15 protein-coding genes are annotated in these 20,182 nt (G+C 73.5%); 7 read left to right on the top strand and 8 right to left on the bottom strand.

The genetic code is table 11. The features are described 5' to 3' along the window. Genes ACIPN7_RS28235 through ACIPN7_RS28220 form a run of 4 tightly spaced genes read right to left on the bottom strand, consistent with a single transcriptional unit; the run spans window position 1 to window position 6,937 of the window. Complete coding sequence (locus tag ACIPN7_RS28235) at window positions 1-906, bottom strand: carbohydrate ABC transporter permease (protein WP_400550263.1); 906 nt, start codon at window positions 904-906, stop codon at window positions 1-3. Beyond that, entirely contained in the window at window positions 903-2,192 is a 1,290-nt protein-coding gene (locus ACIPN7_RS28230; RefSeq protein ID WP_400550261.1) for an ABC transporter substrate-binding protein, read from the bottom strand. Before ACIPN7_RS28230 ends, ACIPN7_RS28235 begins: the two co-directional genes overlap by 4 nt. A gap of 45 nt (window positions 2,193-2,237) precedes the next feature. Further along, window positions 2,238-3,527 carry a cellulase-like family protein gene (locus ACIPN7_RS28225; RefSeq protein WP_400550259.1) on the bottom strand — a complete coding sequence of 430 codons (1,290 nt, stop codon included), beginning with the start codon at window positions 3,525-3,527 and terminating at the stop codon, window positions 2,238-2,240. Further along, window positions 3,524-6,937 (bottom strand): DUF5107 domain-containing protein, encoded by a 3,414-nt coding sequence (locus tag ACIPN7_RS28220; RefSeq protein ID WP_400550257.1) that lies wholly within the window; start codon window positions 6,935-6,937, stop codon window positions 3,524-3,526. The genes ACIPN7_RS28225 and ACIPN7_RS28220 overlap by 4 nt, the downstream gene beginning before the upstream one ends. A gap of 132 nt (window positions 6,938-7,069) precedes the next feature. Here ACIPN7_RS28220 and ACIPN7_RS28215 point away from each other — a divergent pair, with 132 nt between their 5' ends. Further along, window positions 7,070-7,951: a helix-turn-helix domain-containing protein gene (locus tag ACIPN7_RS28215; protein WP_400550255.1), complete on the top strand. Its 882-nt coding sequence runs from the start codon at window positions 7,070-7,072 to the stop codon at window positions 7,949-7,951. A 136-nt stretch (window positions 7,952-8,087) separates the two neighbouring features. Then, complete coding sequence (locus tag ACIPN7_RS28210; RefSeq protein WP_400550253.1) at window positions 8,088-10,169, top strand: NPCBM/NEW2 domain-containing protein; 2,082 nt, start codon at window positions 8,088-8,090, stop codon at window positions 10,167-10,169. Window positions 10,170-10,262: 93 nt separating this feature from the next. Here the strand turns inward: ACIPN7_RS28210 and ACIPN7_RS28205 are convergent, their stop codons facing one another. Beyond that, window positions 10,263-11,150, bottom strand: coding sequence for a LysR family transcriptional regulator (locus ACIPN7_RS28205; protein ID WP_400550251.1), 888 nt, complete (start codon window positions 11,148-11,150; stop codon window positions 10,263-10,265). Between the two features lie 118 nt (window positions 11,151-11,268). Here ACIPN7_RS28205 and ACIPN7_RS28200 point away from each other — a divergent pair, with 118 nt between their 5' ends. Then, window positions 11,269-12,135 carry an aldo/keto reductase gene (locus tag ACIPN7_RS28200; RefSeq protein ID WP_400550249.1) on the top strand — a complete coding sequence of 289 codons (867 nt, stop codon included), beginning with the start codon at window positions 11,269-11,271 and terminating at the stop codon, window positions 12,133-12,135. A gap of 38 nt (window positions 12,136-12,173) precedes the next feature. After that, the gene (locus ACIPN7_RS28195; protein WP_400550247.1) at window positions 12,174-13,106 is read left to right on the top strand and encodes an aldo/keto reductase family oxidoreductase; all 933 of its coding nucleotides are present in this window, start codon (window positions 12,174-12,176) and stop codon (window positions 13,104-13,106) included. A 71-nt stretch (window positions 13,107-13,177) separates the two neighbouring features. On the opposite strand, the gene ACIPN7_RS28190 is transcribed toward ACIPN7_RS28195, so the two are convergent. Then, window positions 13,178-14,611: an FAD-binding oxidoreductase gene (locus ACIPN7_RS28190; RefSeq protein WP_400550245.1), complete on the bottom strand. Its 1,434-nt coding sequence runs from the start codon at window positions 14,609-14,611 to the stop codon at window positions 13,178-13,180. A 105-nt stretch (window positions 14,612-14,716) separates the two neighbouring features. On the opposite strand from ACIPN7_RS28190, the gene ACIPN7_RS28185 reads away from it, so the two are divergent. Continuing rightward, on the top strand, window positions 14,717-15,268 hold the full coding sequence (locus ACIPN7_RS28185) for a MarR family winged helix-turn-helix transcriptional regulator (protein ID WP_400550243.1): 552 nt from the start codon (window positions 14,717-14,719) through the stop codon (window positions 15,266-15,268). 77 nt (window positions 15,269-15,345) lie between these two features. Then, the gene (locus ACIPN7_RS28180) at window positions 15,346-16,785 is read left to right on the top strand and encodes an MDR family MFS transporter (RefSeq protein WP_400550241.1); all 1,440 of its coding nucleotides are present in this window, start codon (window positions 15,346-15,348) and stop codon (window positions 16,783-16,785) included. 4 nt (window positions 16,786-16,789) lie between these two features. Here ACIPN7_RS28180 and ACIPN7_RS28175 read toward each other — a convergent pair whose 3' ends face one another. Continuing rightward, complete coding sequence (locus tag ACIPN7_RS28175; protein WP_400550239.1) at window positions 16,790-17,218, bottom strand: MerR family transcriptional regulator; 429 nt, start codon at window positions 17,216-17,218, stop codon at window positions 16,790-16,792. Window positions 17,219-17,280: 62 nt separating this feature from the next. Between ACIPN7_RS28175 and ACIPN7_RS28170 the strand changes: the two genes are divergently transcribed. Further along, window positions 17,281-18,225 (top strand): NAD(P)/FAD-dependent oxidoreductase, encoded by a 945-nt coding sequence (locus tag ACIPN7_RS28170; protein WP_400550237.1) that lies wholly within the window; start codon window positions 17,281-17,283, stop codon window positions 18,223-18,225. A 9-nt stretch (window positions 18,226-18,234) separates the two neighbouring features. On the opposite strand, the gene dnaG is transcribed toward ACIPN7_RS28170, so the two are convergent. Then, window positions 18,235-20,175, bottom strand: coding sequence for a DNA primase (gene dnaG / locus ACIPN7_RS28165; RefSeq protein ID WP_400550235.1), 1,941 nt, complete (start codon window positions 20,173-20,175; stop codon window positions 18,235-18,237). Window positions 20,176-20,182 lie beyond the last annotated feature (7 nt).

Genomic DNA, 20,182 nt, shown 5'->3' with positions numbered 1-20,182 from the left:
TCAGTCCTCCGTCCGGGCCTGGCGGGCGAGGTAGGTGATGATGAAGCCGATCGCGAGGGCGAAGATGACCACGGCGATGGCCGAGGCGTAGCCGAGGTTCCCTGCGGTGAAGGCCTGCTGGAACATGTAGGTGCTCAGGAGCTGGGTCTCGTTGTAGGGGCCGCCGCGGGTCATCGCCCAGACGATGTCGAAGGTGCGCAGCGAGTCGATGACGGTCACGGCGAAGACGACGGTGTTCACGCCGCGCAGCTGTGGCATGACGATGCGCCAGAACCGCTGCCAGGCGTTGGCTCCGTCGACGGCGGCGGCCTCCTCCAGCGTGCCGTCGGTGCCCTTGAGGCCGGCCAGGTAGAGCACCATGATGTAGCCGACCTGGCGCCAGACGGCGGCGATCAGCACGGCCCACAGGGCGACGGCGGGGTCGGCGAGCCACTGGCGCTCCAGGGACTCGAGACCGAGCAGGCCGAGCGTGCCGTTGATGGGCCCCTCGGGCGCGTACATGACGCGCCAGAAGAGGCCGCTGACGGCGAGCGAGACGACCATCGGCAGGTAGATGGCGCTGCGGTACAGCCCGACCAGGGGGCCGGGCTTGTTCAGGGTGACGGCGAGGACCAGGCCGCCCACCACGGACAGGCCGCCGAACCCGAGCACCCAGATCACGTTGTTGCGCAGGGCGGTCAGGAAGATCGGGTCGGCGGCCAGGTCGCGGAAGTTCTGCAGGCCCACGGGCTCGGCCAGGCCGATGCCGTCCCAGCGGGTCAGGGCGAGCGAGAACGAGTTGGCCGCCGGCCAGAACACCCAGAACAGCTCGACCACGAACGGGACCAGCAGGAACACCCAGACGAGCAGCGGGACGCGCGCGAACCGGTTCCGGCGGCGGGTCGTGGTGGACGGCTGCGCGCTCACGACGCGAAGACCCCCTCGGCCGCCTTCTGCCACTCGTCGAGGGTCTTCTTCATGGAGCCCGGGTCGGCGAGGAACTTGGTCAGGGCGGTGTCGGCGGTGGCCTGGAGGGCGTCCGAGGAGTCGCGGTTGAAGAACTGCGTGATCTCCTGCGTGTTGTTCAGCAGCTCGATGCCCTTCTGCACCAGCGGGCTGAAGGAGGACGTGTCGACGTCGGGCGAGGTGGGCAGGTTGGCCGACTTCGACTGCTCGATGTACTGCTGCTGCGACGTCGTCGAGGCGAGGTAGGCCAGCAGGTCGAGCGCGCCCTCGTGGTTGTCGCTGTTGGCGGACGCGAAGAACCCGTCGGTCGGCGCCTCCTCGGCGGTGGGCACCGAGTCGTTGATGACCGGGACCGAGAAGAAGTCGATGTCGTCGCGCTGGTCCTCGGGGAAGTACGTGGTGACGAACGTGCCGCTGAGGTACATCGCCGACTTGTCCTGGGCCACGGGCGTGGCGGCGTCCTGGGCGGTGTAGGACGCCGCGTTCCTGTCGAAGTACGGGATGAGCCGCTTGTACTCCTCCATGACGGCCACGACCTCGGGGTCGTTGAAGGCGTGCTCGCCGGCCAGCAGCTCGCGGTGGTACTGCGCGCCGTTGACCCGGAGGTTCAGGTAGTCGAACCAGCCCGAGGCCATCCACGGCGTGGACGACAGGCCGTTGGTCAGCGGCACGATGCCCTGGCCGCTGAGGTTCTCGCACAGCGCGTGGAACTCGTCCCACGACGTCGGGGCCTCGACGCCCCACTTCTCGAACGCCGACTTCTTGTAGAAGACGCCCCACCAGTAGTAGCTCGTGGGCACGAAGATCTGCTTGCCCGACGCGTCGGACGACAGGCTGCGCAGCGCGTCCGAGTACCCGGCACACGGACCGTCGCCCTGCCACAGGGACGACACGTCGAGCAGCAGGCCCTCCTCAGCGTAGGAGCGGGCGACCGAGCCGGCGTACCAGCTCAGCACCTCGGGCGAGTCGCCGGAGCGCAGGTAGTTCGTCAGCTGCGCCCGGAACTGCTCGGTGGCCACCGAGTTCAGCGTGACCTCACCGTCCGGGAACGCCTTGACCAGGGCCTCCAGGGCGGCCTTCGGGTCGGCGTCCTGGATCGAGTTCTGCAGGGTGATCGCGCCGGTGCTCGCACCGCCTCCCCCGCCCCCGCCCGAGGTCGTCCCCACGCACGCGGCCAGCAGGCTCGCCGCACCCAGCGTCATACCGCCCGCGAGCAGCTCGCGGCGCGTGATCGTTCGCTTGGACATCCTTGTTCCTCCTCCGTGCGCCCTCGTTGGCGCACCTGGTACCGCTCAGATCACGGGCGCGGGTAGGTCCGCGCCCGAAAGGATCGCCGCACACTCCCGCTGCAGCGCGACATCGGACCACATCGGGTGCTGTGGTGCGGCATTGGAGCAGACGACGGCGCCCCACGCGCCGAGCCGGCGCGCCTCCCGCAGCGCGTGCCGGCAGATCTCCGCCCCGACCGGGTCCTCCTCGAACCGGCCGTGCAGCGGGGTGTAGCCCACGTAACCCTCGCCGAGGATCAGCGGGATGCCCCGGCCGGCGGCGGCGTCGGCCGCCACCTCCAGCCACAGCGTCAGCTTCTGGAGCATCGCCAGGCGGTGCGTGCCCCACCGGTCGTACAGCCAGCGGTCCCACGCCTGCGGGTCGCACCAGTCGTGCACGTACAGCTCGGGCAGGGACATGATCGTGGCCCGCGTGCGCCACTCCTGCCCCGGCGGCACCGTCCAGGCGGCCAGGCCCGGCGCGTCGGGACGCAGCAGCTCTCGGGCCTTGTCCTCGTCGAAGTCCTCGACGGGGCCGCGCAGCCCGAACGTGTCGACCAGCTCCTGCAGCACGCCGTACACGTACGGGTGCACCACCAGGGCGTCGAGGTCGGCGGGCAGGGCGCTCAGCGCCCCGACCGGCACGCCCGCGTAGTTCACCGTGACGGGCCGGGCCGGGTGCCGCTCGCGGAACCGTGCGATGCCGCGCTCCAGCCGGGGCGTCAGGGCGCGGACGGCATCGTCCCCGCGGCCCACGCCCAGCCCGTCGGCGAGGTAGCCGATCTGCACCTCGTTGTGGAGCTCGGTGAGCAGCAGGCGGTGGGCCAGGCCCTCCGCCTCCAGCAGGTCCACCAGGTCGGCGTGGGCGTCGGCGAGCACCTCCGCCCGCCGCTCCGGGTCCACGGCGTGCAGCGTCTCGTACCACTGCGGCGTCGCGGCGAACGACGGCGACTGCTGGTACTCCCAGGACGACGCGATGACGCCGACGTCGTGCCGGTCCGCCGCCCGGAACAGCTCCAGCAGGTGCGCGCGGGCGTCGATCGTCGTCTCGCGGCGCACGTCGTACCAGCGGGTGCGCTGCCCGAACTCGCCGCCGAGCGGGCCCAGCTCCAGCGCGGAGGTGTCCAGGCCGGACCGGAACAGCAGGAACGGCATGGCGCAGATCCGGATGGTGTCGTAGCCGCGCTCCAGGGCCTGTGCGAAGGCGCGGTCGAGGTCCTCGAACGGCTCGCCCGGGCCGGTGCGCGTGTACCAGGTGAAGTCCCACAGGGTCACCACGCGCGGGCGGTCCGGGGTCGTGAGCAGGGTGGTCATGCCGAGTATTCCTTCGGGTCGGCGGTCGTGGTGCTCCCGCCCAGCAGCGCGGGATGGCGGGCGACGGCGTGCCGCAGGTCGGCCGCGTGGCGGGACGCCGCCAGCTCCGACCGCTGCAGCAGGGCCTCGGCCGTCGCGGTGTCGCCGGCCAGCAGCGCGAGCTGCGCGTCCAGCACGAGCACGCGCCGGTCGCGGGCCCGCAGCGGGTCCTCCTCGAACAGCAGGAGGTCGGGCAGCGAGGTGGCGAAGTAGTCCACGCGCGGCACCTCGACGGCGTACGTGTCGCGGTAGGCGCGCAGCGCCGCCGTCAGCTCGTCCGCGCTCGTGACGTCGCCGCTGCGGCGCAGGGCGAGGACCGTCCAGAAGGTCTGCTCGCCGTGCTCCTGCGTGCTCATCTCGACGAAGTCGCCGCGCTGGGTCGCCGCGGTGCGCCAGGCGTCCCGGGCTTCTTCCGTGCCGGCCGCCGCGAGCGCGTCGCCCAGCAGCAGGTGCAGGTTCGCGGTGCTGGCCAGCGGGTGCCGCGCCTCGCCCAGGGTGGGCGGCGGCGCGAGGGCCGCCCGCACATGCCCGACGGCGTCCGCGGCCCTGCCCTCCGCGAGCGCGTCCAGCGCGCGGTGGGTCTGCGCGCGGTCCCAGGCGAGCAGGGCCTGACCCTCGCCGCCCTCCCACGGGTGGAGGCGGCGGCCGCCGAGGATCGCCAGGGCCTCGGCGGCCCGGCCCTCCGTGACCATGAGGTGCAGGGCCTCGACGGCGAGGTCGTCGCGGTCGAGGGCCGACGGCCGACCCTGCCCGCCCGCCCCGCCCGGCCCGAGCAGCGCGGCGAGGCGGGCCGCGGTGGGCTCCCCCGTCAGCGCCGCGAGCTGGTCGCGCTCGTAGCGCAGCCGGGCGTCGTCCGGAGCGGCCACGAGCGCGGCGGCGTACGCCTCCTGGGCGGCGGCCAGGTCCCGCTCGTGGTTGACGGCGGCCAGGCCGATGTTGCGCCAGGCCACGGCGTCGGACGGGTCGAGGGCGACCGCCGCCCGCCACAGCATCAGGGCGTCGGCCCGGCGTCCGGCGGCGTAGGTCCAGTGCCCCAGGAGCGACCGCGCGCGGGCGTCGTCCGGGTCGGCGTCGGCCGCTTCCCGCAGCACCGCGGCGTCCGCGAGGCGGCCCGGGAAGCACCACGCGGCGTCCACCCCGCGGGCCCGCGCCCGCTCCGCGTCGGCCTCGTCCGTGCGCCCGGCCAGCCGCAGCACGTGCGCGCGGTGGTAGGCGAGCAGCGGCCGGACGGCGGTCTGCCCGGCGGGCCGGTGGCCCTCGCGGGCCTCCGCCTCCTCCAGGCAGGCGAGGGCGGCGTCGTGCTCCCCCACCCCGGCCAGCTCGATCGCGACGTCGAGGAGGGTCTGGGCGTCGCCGCTCGCGGGCCGGCCGTCCAGGTGCCGCAGCCAGGCGTCGAGGGGGTCGAGGGTGCGAGCGGCGGCGAGGGTGGCCGCCGCGTCGGCGTGCTGCCGCAGCCGCCCGTGGCACACCACGGTCAGGGCGAGCGCCTGGAGGTGGTCGGGCTCGGTGCGGCGCACGTCGGCCAGCCGGGCCAGGGCGGCCTCGTACCGTCCGGCGCGCGCGTCGAGCCGCGCCATGCGGTAGCCCGCGGGGGCCCGCCACGCCCGCGACCAGCCGGCCTGCGCGTAGGCGTCGTAAGCACCCGCGTCGTCGCCGAGCTCCTCGCGGACCAGGCCGAGCAGGTAGACCGCCGTGGTGTCGCGAGGGCTGCGGTGCAGGCGGGTCAGCCGCGCGACGGCGCGCTCCAGATGGTCGCGCGCCTGCTCGGCTTCGCCCGCCACGTGGGCGCGCCGGGCCAGGCCCACCAGGCTGTCCACGTGCCCCGGGTCCCGGTCCAGGGCTGCGCGCCAGTACGGCTCGGGCGAACGCGTGGCGTGCCGGTACAGGTCCAGGTGTGCCGCGATGAGCGCCAGCTCCTCGACGGTGCCGACCTCGCCGGGGGCGGGCGGCTCCTCGGCGGGGTCGGGCTCGGCCTCGTCACGGGGAACGCCGGCCGGGGTCTCCGTCCATGTCACCAGGGTCCGGTCCCCGTGGGTCACCGTCACCGTGAGCGGGCCCGTGCCGGCGGGCACGTCGTGCGTCAGCAGGGCCGGGCGGGTCGGGTCCGCGGCGACGACGTCGGTGGTCAGCACCGCGCCGTCTGCCGAGAGCGTGACCGTCAGATCGTCCAGGGGGCGCGGCACGACGACGCCGACGCGCGCCGTCACGTCCGACCGCTCCAGCCGGACCGCGGCGTCGAGCGTGGCCCGGTCCACCGGGCCGACGTCGCGGAACGGGTACCAGTACTGGGAGAAGACCTTGGTCTCGCCCGGGGCCAGGTACGCGAAGTCGGGCTGGTTGTCGGTGAACACGCCGGCCATGAGCTCGACGTAGTGCGAGCCGTCGTCGGCCAGGTTGGCGTCCCAGGCGTGGCCGAACGGGGCGTTGCCCCAGGTCCACTGCTTCTTGCCGGGCGAGAGCGCGCGGTCGGCGACGTGCACGAACCCGAGGCCCGCCGCGTGGTCGTACCCGCCGAAGAACTCCTCGTCGCTGGCCAGGCACATGTACGAGGTGGGCACCGGGATGTTGCGGTACCAGTCGAGCCGGTCGCCGCCCCGGTCCGCGAGCGCCGGGTAGTCCACCCCGTAGTAGGGGCGGTCCGCGTGCGGGAACGCCGTGATCGCGCGCCGCGCGTGGTCGGCCACGTACGTCACGTCGTGCGGGAAGAAGGACTGGTAGTCGTCGTCGACCTTGGCCGCCACGTTGGCCCACCACAGGAACGACTGCGGCAGCTCGCTGCGGTTGTAGAGCCGCACCGTCAGCTCCAGCAGCGCGCTGTCGGGGCGCAGCCGCACGCCGTGCATGCCCTTCATCCGGGTGAACGGGTCGTGGTCGGAGCACCAGACGACGACGGCGCCGTCCGGCTCCTCCTCGATCTCGACGTCCACCGGCAGGTAGGTGGCCGGGCGGTGGTGCTGCGGCCAGTTGAGCTCCACGCCGCCCGCCACCCACGGCCCCGCGAGGCCCACCAGCGCGGGCTTGATCACCGGGTTGGTCCAGAAGAAGTCCCGGCCGCTGCCCCGCTCGCGGGCCACGTGGATGCGTCCGCCCAGCTCCGGCAGCACCACCACGCGCAGCCACTCGTTCTCCAGGTGCACCGCCCGCCACTCGCGCGGGTGGGGCTCGTCGGCGATCTGGTGGTGGAACGGCAGGGGGTACACGCGGCCGGACGACCCCTGGTAGACGCGCCGGTCCAGGTACGCCGGGAACCGGTCGGGCGGCAGGGGTTCGTAGGTGGTCAGGGTGAGCGGCGCCTCCCAGGCGGCCGAGGCCCGGCCGGCCAGGTCGTCGGGCCGGGCGGGAAGGTCGAGCACGGACTCCACATCGAGCATGGGTCCGACGCTACGAACCTCCCGGGTGCCGCGGGAAGCGACGTATCGACTTAACTGCCTGGACGATCCGACTATTTCCGGGCGGCCGGCGGCCCCCTGACGCGGGCGGGCGGACGGCGCTACCCTCCAGGGGTGCGCATCCGTGACGGCTTCCCCGGGCAGCGCCTGCGCGTGCTGCCGACCACCGTGGTCCGCGCGACGTCGAAGGCGGGCCCCACCTCGCGCCTGCTGGTCACGGACGCGGGCTATTTTCCGCACGCCACGAACCACGGGCGGGTGCGCCGGCAGGGCGCCGTCGGGACCATCGTCATCGTGTCCTCCGCCGGGCGCGGCTGGTGCCGCACCCCGGGCGGCCTGCACCGTATCGGCGCTGCTCACGCGCTGGTCATCCCCGCGGGCGTGCCCCACGAGTACTGGGCGGACGACGACGACCCATGGACGATCTGGTGGATGCACGTCCGAGGCGAGGACGCCGCCGAGTTCGAGCAGCACCTGGCCGGGCACGCCGGGCCGGACGACGTCGCTGTCGTCGAGGTGCACGACCTGGTCCGCGTCGTCGCCGACCTCGAACGCGTCGTCGACGCCCTGGAGACCGACGAGACCTACCCCAGCCTGCTGCGCTGCGCGGGCGCCGCGTGGTCGGTGCTCGCGCAGATCGGGGCCGACGCCGCCGCGGGCAGCCCGGTGCGGGGCGAACCGGTCCGGGCCGCGCAGGAGTACCTGCGCACGCACCTGGACGCCGTCGTCGAGGTGGCGGCTCTGGCCCGCCGGTTCGGGCTGAGCACGTCACACTTCTCCGCACGTTTCCGGGCCGCGACCGGCGGTGGCGTGGTCGAGTACGTCAAGCGGCTGCGGATGGCCCGGGCGTGCGAGCTGCTCATCACCACGGAGCTGCCCGTCGCCGACATCGCGCGCTCGGTGGGCTACCCCGACCCGTTCTACTTCTCCCGGCAGTTCCGCAGCGTGCACTCGTGCAGCCCGACGGACTTCCGACGGGGGCTGCACGACCGCTGAGCGCCGTCGTTCGCGTCGGATCGTCCAGGTGGGTGCGTCGTCCTCTGCATTCCGTCGGGCCCTCGGCCCAGGGTTTGCTGGGCGGGTCCCTCCCCTCGGCCCCGGCCGAGCCGACGACGACGTCAGGAGACCCTGGATGTTCACCGTACGTTCCTGGGCGGCGAGAGCCTGTGCCGCCCTCATCTCGACCACGCTGGTCACGACGGCTCTGGCCGGCGGCGCCGCGGCGGCGCCCGCCACGCCCGCCCCGGCGTCCGACAGCCCCAGCCCCAGCCCCACGCCCTACCAGGGCTGGAACACCTACTACGGCCTCGGCGGTGACTTCAGCGCCGACGAGGTGCTGGACGTGGCCGACTTCCTGGTCTCGTCCGGGCTCGCGGACGCGGGCTACGACATCGTGTGGCTCGACGGCGGCTGGCAGGCCGACGTGCCGCGCGGCGCGGACGGCCGCCTGCAGGGCGACCCCGCGCGGTTCCCCGACGGCATGGCCGCCCTGGCCGACGAGATCCACGACCGCGGCCTGCGCGCCGGCATCTACACCGACGCCGGGCCGTACATCCCGGGCACGTGCGGCCTGGGCAGCGGCGGCCACTACCAGACCGACGCCGACACCTTCGCGGAGTGGGGCTACGACGCCGTCAAGGTCGACTTCCTGTGCGGCATCACCGCCGACCTGGACCCGCAGGAGGCGTTCACCGCGTTCGCGCAGGCGCTGCGGGACAACAGCTCCGGCCGGCCCATGATCTTCAACCTGTGCAACCCCGTGACGTCGCCGGACTGGGGCGACTATCCGCAGGAGCAGCAGTCCACGTGGTCGTGGACCTACGCGCCCGACATCGCGGAGTCGTGGCGCACCTACACCGACGTCGGGTTCGTGGGGCAGATCCAGTTCAAGGACGTGCTGCGCAACTTCGACGCGAACGCCCGGCACCCGGAGGTCGCCGGGCCGGGACGGTTCAGCGACCCGGACTACCTGGGCCCGGAGCTCGGCATGACCACCGAGGAGTTCCGCACGCAGATGTCGCTGTGGACCGTCGCGGCCGCGCCGCTGGTCATCTCCAGCGACCCGCGCACGCTCAGCCAGGAGTCGATGGACATCCTGCTGGACGAGGACGTGCTGGCGATCGACCAGGACCGGCTCGGCATCCAGGGCACCCGCGTCGGCGCGGCCGGCACCACGGAGACGTGGGCCAAGCCGCTCGCGGACGGCTCGGTCGCCGTCGCGCTGCTGAACCGCGGGGACCGGCCCGCCGAGGTGGCCACGACCGCCCGTGACCTGGGCTTGCGCGGCGCCTCGTTCGAGGTGCTGGACACCTGGACGGACGCCCGCACCCAGTCGTCGGGCACGGTCCGGGCCGCGGTCCCGGCGCACGGCGCCGCGCTGCTGCGGGTCACGCCCACCCGGCACGACGGCGTCCCGCGCCTGGTCGCCGCCCCGCCCGCCTTCACGTCCGTCGGGGCCGACGCCGTGGCGCCCACCACCGACCTGCTGGCCGCGGCCGGCGACCGGCTGACCGCCGAGGTGACGCTGCACAACGACGGCGGCACGGCCGTGCGCGACCCGCGCGTCTCGTTGGCCGTTCCCGAGGGCTGGACCGTCGCGGCATCCGGGCCGGCGCCGCGGGTGGTGCGGCCGGGCGGTTCGGCGGCCGCGGCGTTCACGGTGTCGGTCCCGGCCGGGACGGAGACCGGCGGCTACGACGTCACGGCGTCCGTCTCGTCCGGCTCCGGGCGGGTCACCACGCCGCCGTCCCGCGTGACGGTCGCGCCCGCGGCGCCGTCCGGCAGCGACGTCGTGCTCTCGCGACACCCGTGGGTGAGCGCGAGCAGCGGCTGGATGGAGCCGACGGTCGACCGGAGCGTGGGCGGCGGCTCGCCGCTCACGGTGGCCGGCGTCGTGCACGAGACGGGGATCGGCGTCGCCACCCCGTCGCACGTCCGGTACTACCTCGGGGGCGCGTGCACCGCGCTGACCGGGAGCGTCAGCATCGACGACGTGGTCGGCACGGTCGGCCCCGAGGGAGGCACGGCGACGTTCGACGTCGTCGGCGACGGGGAGACCATCTGGAGCAGCGGCCTGGTGGAGCGCGGCACGGCGATCCCGTTCGACCTGGACGTCACAGGAGTCCGCGACCTGTCCCTCCGCGTCGGCGACGCGGGTGACGGCGGCTACAACGACCGCGCCGACTGGCTGAGCCTGACGGTGGGCTGCGCCTGATCCGTCGAACGTAGGGTTGGTCGCTCTCCCGGCGCTGACAGAGCGACCAACCCTACGTTCGGCGAGCCTCGCGACTGCACAGTGCGGACTGCGTCAGCCGACCGGAAAAGGAGTGCCGGCCGGGGCCTCGGACAGGAGCTCCGCCAGGTGCGGGGCCGGGGAGTCCGCGCGGTCCGGGGTCGTGACCAGCGAGACGATCCAGTCCGCGGCGCCGTCCGGCGCGACCGGGATCGCGACCAGGCGGACGGCCTGCGGCTTGGCTGCGACGTGCCGCGGCACGAGCGCGACGCCGAGGCAGCGGTCGACCAGGTCGAGCAGCGTGTGCACGTCGTTGACGGTGAACCGCACCCTCCGGCGCACGCCCCGGGCGGCGAACGCGTCGTCGTTCATCTGGCGCACCGCCCAGGACGGGTGGAAGTCGATGAAGCTCTCGCCGGCCAGGTCGGCCCGGTCCACGGTCGCGCGGGACGCGAGCGGGTGGTCCGGCGGGCAGAGGAGCACGACCGGCTCCTGACCCAGGACGGTCCGGGGCAGCACGCCCACGTGGTCGGCGGTGGCCACGAACGCGGCGTCCAGCTCGCCGTCGCGCACCCCCGCGAGCAGCTCGTGCGAGCCCGCCTGCTGGAACGCGATCTCCACGCGCGGGTAGCGCCGGTGGAAGCGTTCCAGCAGCGTAGCCACGTCGACGACGCCGAGGCACTGCTCCGAGCCGACCCGCAGCGTGCCCGCGAGCTCACGAGAGACCTGGACCACCGCATCGCGAGCTTCCGTCGCGGAGGAGAGCATGGAACGGGCGAAAGGCAGCAGCGCCAGGCCCGCCTCGGTGGGCTCGACCCGCCGGGTGGTCCTGGTGAACAGCTTGGTGCCCAGCTCGACCTCGAGGTTACGGATGGCGGCGGACAGCCCGGACTGGGAGACACGGGTGACCTCGGCGGCACGGGTGAACTGGCGCTCGTCCGCGAGCGCAACCAGGTATTCCATCTGACGCAGTTCCATTAAGCAGTCCCAGTTCTAGGAATGATGATGAAGAGTTGTTGGACTTCTAGGTTATCGCTTCCTAGGCTCGGTTCCGAACCCATTGCGACACAGGGAGTAACTCATGCAGCACCGCACCATCGGTGGCCGCGCCGTCTCCGCGATCGGTCTCGGCGGAATGCCGATGTCCATCGAGGGTCGTCCCGACCGCGACCGCTCGATCGCCACGATCCACGCGGCCCTCGACGCCGGCGTCACCCTCATCGACACCGCCGACGCCTACCACCAGTTCGCTGACGAGGTGGGACACAACGAAGCGCTCATCGCCGAGGCCCTGCGGTCCTACGGCGGCGACACCTCCGGCGTGCTGGTCGCCACCAAGGGCGGACACCTGCGCCCCGGCGACGGTTCCTGGACCAGGGACGGCCGTCCCGAGTACCTCAAGGAGGCCGCCAAGGCCTCGGCCAAGCGGCTCGGGGTCGAGGCCATCGGCCTCTACCAGTTCCACCGGCCCGACCCGAACGTGCCCTACGGCGACTCGGTGGGCGCGATCCGCGACCTGCTCGACGAGGGCGTCATCGAGATGGCCGGCATCTCCAACGCGAACCCCGCCCAGATCCGCGAGGCGAACGACATCCTGGGTGGACGCCTGGCATCCGTGCAGAACCAGTTCTCGCCGCGGTTCCGCTCCTCGCTGCCCGAGCTGGACCTGTGCACCGAGCTGGGCATCGCATTCCTTCCGTGGAGCCCGCTGGGAGGTATCTCCCTGGCCCGCTCGGGCGAGCTCGGCGCGGAGTTCTCCGCCTTCCAGGAGGTCGCCGACGCGCACGGCGTCTCCCCGTTCCAGGTGACGCTCGCGTGGGAGCTCGCACTGACGCACGTCGTCGTGCCGATCCCCGGGGCGTCGCGGCCCACCAGCATCACAGACTCCGCCAAGGCGGCGGAGCTTGAGCTCACCGCCGACGAGGTAGCCCGGCTCTCCGCGGCCTGAGCCGCCCGTACCACTCACACCCCACAGGAGAGAAACCCGTGAAGACCTTCACCCTGCCCGGTACGGACCTCACCGTCCCCAACGTGGTCCTGGGCCTCATGCGCATCCAGGAGAAGACCGACGAGGAGGTGCGCACCCTGGTCAAGACGGCCCGGGACGCCGGCATCTCGTTCTTCGACCATGCCGACGTCTACGGCTCGGCCCTGCACGGCTGCGAGACCCGGTTCGCCGAGGCCATGCAGCTCACCTCGTCGGAGCGCGAGCAGATCGTGCTCCAGACCAAGGCCGGCATCGTGCGCGAGGGGCCGTACTTCGACTACTCGTACGAGCACCTCGTCGAGTCCGTCGAGGGCTCCCTGGAAGCGCTGGGCACCGACTACATCGACATCCTGCTGCTGCACCGCCCCGACGCCCTCGTGGAGCCGGACGAGGTGGCGCGGGCGTTCGACGACCTGTCGACGTCGGGCAAGGTGCGCGCGTTCGGCGTCTCGAACCACACGCCGGGCCAGATCGAGCTGCTGCGCACGTCCGTGACGCAGCCGCTCGTGGCCAACCAGCTCCAGCTCTCCGTGACACACGCGCCGCTCGTGGCGCAGGGCGTGGCCGCGAACATGCAGGGCCTGGACCAGTCGATCAGCCGCGACTCCGGCACGCTCGACTACTGCCGCCTGCACGACATCACCGTGCAGGCCTGGTCGCCGTTCCAGGCCGGGTTCTTCAACGGCGTGTTCCTCGGCTCGCCCGACTACCCCGAGCTGAACGCGGTGATCGACCGGCTGGCCAAGAAGTACGACGTGCCGGCCATCGCGATCGCCACCGCCTGGATCACGCGCCACCCGGCGCAGATGCAGGTGGTGCTCGGCACCACCAACCCGGAGCGGGTCGCGGGCGCCGCGCTCGGCTCGGACATCCCGCTCACGCGCGCCGAGTGGTACGAGATGTTCCGGACGGCGGGCTACACGGTCCCGTGACCCGCTGACCTGACCACCCTCGACATGTCAGACGCTCAGGTCCCTCGGGTGACCTGAGCGTCCGACTCGTCTCACGGCCGCACGTTGTGGTTCGACGCGAACAGGTTGCCCGGGTCGTAGGCACGCTTGACCTCGCGCAGCCGGGCGAGCGTCGCCTCGGGGTAGGCGTTGCGGACGTCCTCCTCCGTGGCCGTGGACATGAAGTTCACGTAGCCGCGGCCGCCGACGCCGAGCGTGTCGGCCGTGGAGCTGACCCACGTGTGCAGCCCCGCGAGGCCGTCGAGCTCCGGCGTCATACCCTGCACCGTGACCATCCAGGCGGCGTCGCGGTGCGCGAACGCCGTGTCCGCCGCGTCGGTGCTCGCGATCGCGCCGCCCATGGGCCGCAGGTTGACCGCCGCGACTCCGCGCGGCGCCCCGAGCACGGCCTCGACGGCCGCCGTCGCCCAGGCCAGGTCGGGCGCCCAGGCGCCGTCCCCGAGGAACCCGGTCCGGGCGTCGCCCGGCATGCCGCCCTCCGGGCCGCCACCGCCCGCGAACATCTCCGGGTAGGCGATCTCCCCCACGCTGTCGTGCAGGGGCGCGAGGGCACGGAGCGGCGCGTAGACCGCCTCGGCCTGGTCGGCCGGGCCGGCGAAGCACACCAGCGCCATGACGATCGGCTTGCCGTGCGCCTCCGCGGGCAGCATCGGCAGGGGCGGGGCGACCAGGACGTTGACCATGCCCGAGAGCTCCGCAGGCGCCTGGGCCAGCGCCGCCAGCACGCCCGCGAGCGTGCCGGGCTCGGCGGGCCAGACGAACATGCCGCCGGTGACCACCGGCAGCTCGCGCAGCCGCAGGTCCAGCCGGGTCACGACGCCGAAGTTGCCGCCGCCGCCCCGCAGCGCCCAGTAGAGGTCGGGGTTCTCGTCGGCGTCGGCCCGGACGACCCGGCCGTCCGCGAGGACCACCTCGGCGCCCAGCACGTTGTCGACGGTTAGCCCGTGGGCCCGGCTGAGGTAGCCGATGCCGCCACCGAGCGCGATGCCCGCGAGGCCGACGCCGCCGGTGTCGCCAAACCCGGTGGCCAGGCCGTGCTCGCCGGCCGCCGTGATGTAGTCGCCCGCGAGGACGCCGCCCTGCGCCCGCCCGACGCCGGCGTCCTGGTCGATCTCGACGCCGTCCATGAGGCGCAGGTCCAGCACCAGCCCGCCGTTGAGCAGGCTGTGCCGGGCGAGGTTATGGCCGCCGGCGCGCACTGCGACCGGCAGGCTGGCCCGGTGCGCGGCCGCGAGCGCCGTCGCGACCTCGTCGGTGTCGCGCACGCGCGCCACCGCGGCCGGGGTCCGCTCGGAGCCGCCCATGAAGACGGCAGCGGCGTCGGCGAACCCGTCGGACGCCGGGGTGAGCAGGCGGTCGCCGAGCGCGGTCGCGAGCGGGGCCAGGGCGCCGGCGAGCGCCTCGGGCGAGAGGTGTGCGGTGGTGCTGGTGGTGCCGGTGGTGCTGGGGGTGTCCTGCGTGGCCATCGTCGAGCCTCCGTGTCGGTACCGGATCTTCCAGGTGACAAAACGTTAGGCATCTAAGGATTAGGCGTCAATGCATTTCGGGGACGGCCGAACTATCCTGCGTCCATGCAACCAAGCGGACGGCCCGGCGGCGATCCAGACGGCCCCGCTGCGGGGGTGAACCCGGGCCAGGCCGGCCCCGTGCCGGTCGCGGTGGCCATGTGGCAGTCCGTGCACCGCGTCATGCGCGCGTTCGACGCGCAGCTCTCCGAGCAGGGCGCGAGCTGGCAGGTCTGGCACATCCTGCTCGCCCTGCACCAGGGCACGCCCGCCACCCAGCGCGAGCTCGCCCACGCCGTCGGCATCCGGGAGGCCACGCTCACGCACCACCTGCGCGGCATGGAGGACAAGGGGTTGATCGTGCGCAGCCGCCAGGAGACCAACCGCCGGGTGCAGCGCATCGAGGTCACCGCCGACGGAGAGGCGCTCTTCCGCCGGCTCAAGTCGGCGGCGATCGAGTTCGACCGGGCACTGCGGGCCGCGATCGGCGACGGCGAGGCCGGCGTCGGGGCGTTCTTCGCGACGCTCGGCCGCCTGGCCGACGTGGTGCCCGACGCCGGACGCGACCCGCTCCCGGAGGGCTGGCCGGGCAACCGGCAAGGCCGAGGTCGGGAATAAGACCGCGACCGATCGGGAATAGGGGCTGCCCCGGGCAACCTTGTACGTGTCGTGCAGCACACCCCGGAACCCCAGGCATGACCGCGACGTCCACCGGCACCACCGACACGCGGCTCGGCCTGCGCGGCGACCGTGGTCCGATCCTCGGCGCGCTCATGCTCGCCACGGCGCTCGTGGCGCTCGACGCCACGATCCTCGCGACCGCCTCGACCACGATCGCGCGCGAGCTCGGCGCGTTCGAGCAGGTCCCGTGGCTGTTCTCCGCGTACACGCTGGCCCAGGCCGTGACGGTCCCGGTCTACGGGCGGCTGGCCGACGTGTTCGGCCGCAAGCGCGTGATCCTCGCGGGCATCGCACTGTTCCTGCTCGGCTCCGTGCTGTGCGCCGTGGCCTGGAGCATGCCGGCCCTGATCTGGTTCCGGGTGCTGCAGGGCCTGGGCGCCGGCGCGATCCTGCCGATGTCCATGACGATCGCCAGCGACATCTACACGCTCGCGGAGCGCGCCAAGACGCAGGGCTACATGGCCAGCGTGTGGGCCGTCTCCTCGGTGCTCGGCCCCACCCTCGGCGGCGTGTTCAGCCAGTTCGTGAGCTGGCGCTGGATCTTCTGGGTCAACGTGCCGATCGGTGCCGTGGCCCTCCTGGCGATCTGGCTCAAGTTCCACGAGAAGGAGCGCGACGGCGAGCGCCAGCCCGTCGACTACGTGGGCGCCGTGCTGCTCACCGCCGGCAGCACGCTGCTGGTGCTTGGCCTGCTGGAGGGCGGCCACGCCTGGGGCTGGGCCTCGGCGCAGTCGATCGTCATCTTCGTCGCGGCCGTGGCGCTGCTCGTCGCGTTCGCCGTGTCCGCCCGGCGCACCGCCCACCCGATCTTCGACCTGCGGCTGCTGCGCCGCCGGGTGGTGGGCGCGTCGACGGCGGCGTCGCTGATGGTCGGCGTCATCACGCTCGGCCTGTCCACCTACATCCCGATCTACGCGCAGGGCGTGCTCGGCGTCGGGCCGCTGGTGGCCGGGTTCGCGCTGGCCGCGCTCACGCTCGGCTGGCCCATCGCGGCCACGCTGTCGGGGCGCGTCTACCTGGCGATCGGGTTCCGCTGGACCAGCACGATCGGCTCCGTGGTGGTGCTGGCGGGGGCACTGCTCACGCTCCTGCTCGACGCCGACGCCGCCGTCTGGCAGATCTCCGCCGCCGTGTTCGTCATCGGGCTCGGCATGGGCCTGGTGGCCGTGCCCACCCTGCTCGCCGCCCAGCACAGCGTGGGCTGGGGCGAGCGCGGCGCGGTGACCGCCACCAACATGTTCGCCCGGTCGATCGGGCAGGCCGTCGGCGTGGCCGCGCTCGGCGCGGTCGTCAACGCCCTGACCGTCGTCGGCGCGGACGGCACGCCCGAGGGGGCGGGGCTGGCGAACGCCATGCACCTGGTCTTCTGGTGCGTCGTGGCCTGCGCCGCGGTGATGATCGTGACGGTGCTGCTGCTCCCCCGCGACAACCCGAGGCTCACGCAGCCCGCGTGACGGGTCACGCCGTCCGCGTGACCACGAACCCCTCCCGCACGCCGTCGAGCACGTCCTGCACGTGCTCGCGGAAACGGGGGCAGGTGGCGATGTCGTGCGCCCGGCACTGCAGCGCGTGCTCGGTCATCGCCCGGGACGCCGCCATGTCGGCCATCCGGCGGTCGAGGTCCGCGATGTGCGCCTCCAGCACGCGGTGCCGGTCGGCCGCCCCGGCGTCGAGCATGACGCGCACCTGCTCCAGGGTCATGCCCGCCGCCTTGCTGCGCACGATGACACCCACCCGCACCACGTCGTCGCGCCCGTAACGCCGGCGGCCGGCGCCGTCGCGCACCGGGCGCAGCAGGTTCTCGTCCTCCCAGTACCGCAGGACGTGGGTCTCCAGGCCGAACCGCCGGGCCGTCTCGCCGACCGACCAGGTCTCGCTTGACTTCATGTCGACATGAAGTCACATCCTGGGGTGGTACCGCAAGACGTACCGGGAAACGGAGCCCTGCCATGTCCGCCACAGACCCCCTGACCTCCTACGACGCCGTCGTGATCGGCGGCGGCCCCGCCGGCCTGCAGGCCGCGCTCACGCTCGGCCGGATGCACCGGCGCGTGCTGCTCCTCGACTCCGGCGAGTACCGCAACGCCACCGCCGAGCACATGCACAACGTGGTGACCAACGACGGCCGGCCCCCGGCCGAGTTCCGTGCCGTGGCCCGCGCCGAGCTCGCCGCGTACGCGACCGTGACCGTTCGCGAGGACGCCGCGACCGCCGTCGTGCCGGACGGCGACGGGTTCCGGGTGGAGCTGGGCGCCGACGCCGTCCCGGCCCGCGCCGTGGTGCTCGCGACCGGGCTGCGTGACACCCTCCCCGCCGTCCCCGGCCTGGAGCCCCTGTTCGGCACCGTCGCGGCCGTCTGCCCCTACTGCCACGGGCACGAGCTGAGCGGCAAGCCGGTCGCGGTGCTCGGCAGCGGCCCGCACGTGTCCCGGGTCGCGTTCCTGCTGGAGCGGATCGCGAACCGCCTGACCGTCCTGGCCGACGGCGGCGACCTCGACCCGGACACCCGCGCCCTGCTGGCCGACGCCGGGGTGGCCGTGCGGCCCGAGCCCGTCAAGGAGCTGGTCCGCAGCGCGGACGGCGCCACCGTCCGGTTCGCCGACGGCCCGGACGAGGAGGTGGGCGGCATCTTCGTCGCCGCCGAGTTCGGCCAGCGCGCGCCGTTCGCGCAGCAGCTCGGCCTGACCCTGCTGCCGTCGGGCGCCGTCGAGGTCGACGCGATGGCCCGCACCAGCCTGCCCGGGGTGTTCGCGGCGGGCGACATGGCGCACACGTCGGCGATGCCGGGGCCGCTGGCCTCGGTGCTCATGGCGGCGGCGTCGGGCCAGATGGCCGCCGTGTCGCTGGACGCCGAGCTGCTGGGCCGCGACCACCCGGCGCCGCAGGCGGCCTGACGATCTGCCCTACGCGCTCTCGCGGAGCGCCCTTCGCTCGCTCTCGATCGCCAGGAGCTCGGCGAACGCGGAGTTGTAGGTCTCGGCGTCGGCGGGGTCGAGCCGCTGCAGGCGGCTGCGCGCGTCGTCGACCCGGCGCTTGAGACCCAGGTCGACGACGCGGCGCACCACGCCCTCCACGAACGCCGCGACGGCCGCCTCCCGGTCCTCCGGGAGTGACGCCACGGAGAGCTGGGTGACGACGATCGCCACCGACTCGGACGACTGCTCCAGCACAGCGGCGACCCACTGCGCGGCGGACAGCTCGCGCCCGGCGGCCGCTCCCCCGGCCGCCCGGATCGCGGCGTGCACCGCACGCCAGGCCGGCACCGCGAACGCGTCCTCGCCGAGGTCGTCGAACGACGCCGGCACGTGCTGCGGGTACTGCAGCACCGCGACGAGCGCGAGGCGCTCGTCGCGCGCCACGGGGTCCCGCGGGTCGGGGGCGGGCAGGCGCGGCGCGGCGCCCGACGCCGGACGGCCGCCGTCGGCCACCGGGGTCGCGCCGGAGGCCGGCCGCGCGCCGTCGGCCGGACGCCGCTGGGACGGCGTCGACGCCGCGCGGGCCACCTCGCGGCGCACCTCGTCGATCTCCGTGCCGATCCAGCCCGCGACCTGGCGCATGTACCCGTCGCGCTGGCTGCGGTCGCGGATGCCCACGATCTCGGGCGCCGCCGCCCGCACGGCGGACACGCGGCCCTCCACCGTGTTCAGGTCGAACTGCTTGATCTTGGCCTGGATCACGAAGGCGAACAGCGGCTTGCGGCCGTCGACCAGCGCGCGCACCGCCTCCGGGCCCCTGGCCATGCGCAGGTCGCACGGGTCCATGCCGTCGTCCGCGACGGCCACGTACGTCTGCGCGAAGAACCGCTGGTCCTCGCCGTAGGCGCGCTCGGCGGCCTTCTGCCCGGCGGCGTCGCCGTCGAACGTGAAGATGATCTCGCCGCCCACGGTCCCGCCGGACGCGAGCTGCATGCCGCCACCCGCCGTCGTGTCGCCGAGCAGGCGCCGCACCACCTTGGCGTGATCGGCGCCGAAGGCCGTGCCACACGTGGCGACCGCCGTCGTCACGCCCGACAGGTGCGCCGCCATGACGTCCGTGTACCCCTCGACCACCACCACGCGCTTGCCCTTGGCGATCTCCCGCTTGGCGAGGTCGATCCCGTACAGCACGTGCGACTTCTTGTAGAGGCTGGTCTCGGGGGTGTTGAGGTACTTGGGGCCCTGGTCGTCCTCGAACAGGCGCCGCGCGCCGAACCCGATCACGGCCCCCGTCACGTCCCGGATGGGCCACATGACCCGGCCGCGGAACCGGTCGTAGATGCCGCGATGCCCCTGGGACATCAGCCCGCTCGCGACCAGCTCCGCCTGCGTGAAGCCCCGGCCCTGGAGGTGCCGCTGCAACGCGTCCCAGCCCTTGGGCGCGAACCCGACACCGAACAGCTCGGCGTCGGACCGGTCGAAGCTGCGCTCCGCGAGGAACGTGCGCGCCGCCGACGCGTCCGGCCCCATGAGCTGCTCGGCGTAGAACTCCGCGGCCACGCGGTGCGCGTCCAGCAGCCGCTGACGCCGGCCCGGCTCCTCGCGCGGGCGGGCGGCGCCGCCCTCCTCGTAGCGCAGCTGCACGCCGGTCTTGCCCGCGAGGTACTCGATGGCCTCGGTGAAGCTCAGCCCATCCATCTTCATGACGAACTCGATGACGTCGCCGCCCTCGCCGCACCCGAAGCAGTGGTACCGACCCACGCTGGGCCGCACGTTGAAGCTGGGGCTGCGCTCGTCGTGGAAGGGGCACAGCCCCACCAGCGCGCCCACGCCCGCGGGCTTCAGGGTCACGTGCGCCGAGACGATCTCGTCGATCCGCGCGCGCTCGCGGACCTGGTCCACATCCTCGCGTCTGATCAGCCCGGCCACGTCGGAA

This window comes from Promicromonospora sp. NPDC090134, assembly GCF_044746965.1.
GTDB lineage: Bacteria > Actinomycetota > Actinomycetes > Actinomycetales > Cellulomonadaceae > Promicromonospora.
This window is presented reverse-complemented; position numbering and strand designations above follow the sequence as displayed.

Bases quoted from the DNA above. Each gene is read 5' to 3' on its own strand.
- ACIPN7_RS28230 (WP_400550261.1), bottom strand. From the start codon at position 2,192: ATGTCCAAGCGAACGATCACGCGCCGCGAGCTGCTCGCGGGCGGTATG.
- ACIPN7_RS28220 (WP_400550257.1), bottom strand. From the start codon at position 6,937: ATGCTCGATGTGGAGTCCGTGCTCGACCTTCCCGCCCGGCCCGACGAC.
- ACIPN7_RS28190 (WP_400550245.1), bottom strand. From the start codon at position 14,611: ATGGCCACGCAGGACACCCCCAGCACCACCGGCACCACCAGCACCACC.
- ACIPN7_RS28200 (WP_400550249.1), top strand. From the start codon at position 11,269: ATGCAGCACCGCACCATCGGTGGCCGCGCCGTCTCCGCGATCGGTCTC.
- ACIPN7_RS28170 (WP_400550237.1), top strand. From the start codon at position 17,281: ATGTCCGCCACAGACCCCCTGACCTCCTACGACGCCGTCGTGATCGGC.
- ACIPN7_RS28185 (WP_400550243.1), top strand. From the start codon at position 14,717: ATGCAACCAAGCGGACGGCCCGGCGGCGATCCAGACGGCCCCGCTGCG.
- ACIPN7_RS28225 (WP_400550259.1), bottom strand. From the start codon at position 3,527: ATGACCACCCTGCTCACGACCCCGGACCGCCCGCGCGTGGTGACCCTG.
- ACIPN7_RS28180 (WP_400550241.1), top strand. From the start codon at position 15,346: ATGACCGCGACGTCCACCGGCACCACCGACACGCGGCTCGGCCTGCGC.
- ACIPN7_RS28205 (WP_400550251.1), bottom strand. From the start codon at position 11,150: ATGGAATACCTGGTTGCGCTCGCGGACGAGCGCCAGTTCACCCGTGCC.
- ACIPN7_RS28175 (WP_400550239.1), bottom strand. From the start codon at position 17,218: ATGAAGTCAAGCGAGACCTGGTCGGTCGGCGAGACGGCCCGGCGGTTC.
- ACIPN7_RS28210 (WP_400550253.1), top strand. From the start codon at position 8,088: ATGTTCACCGTACGTTCCTGGGCGGCGAGAGCCTGTGCCGCCCTCATC.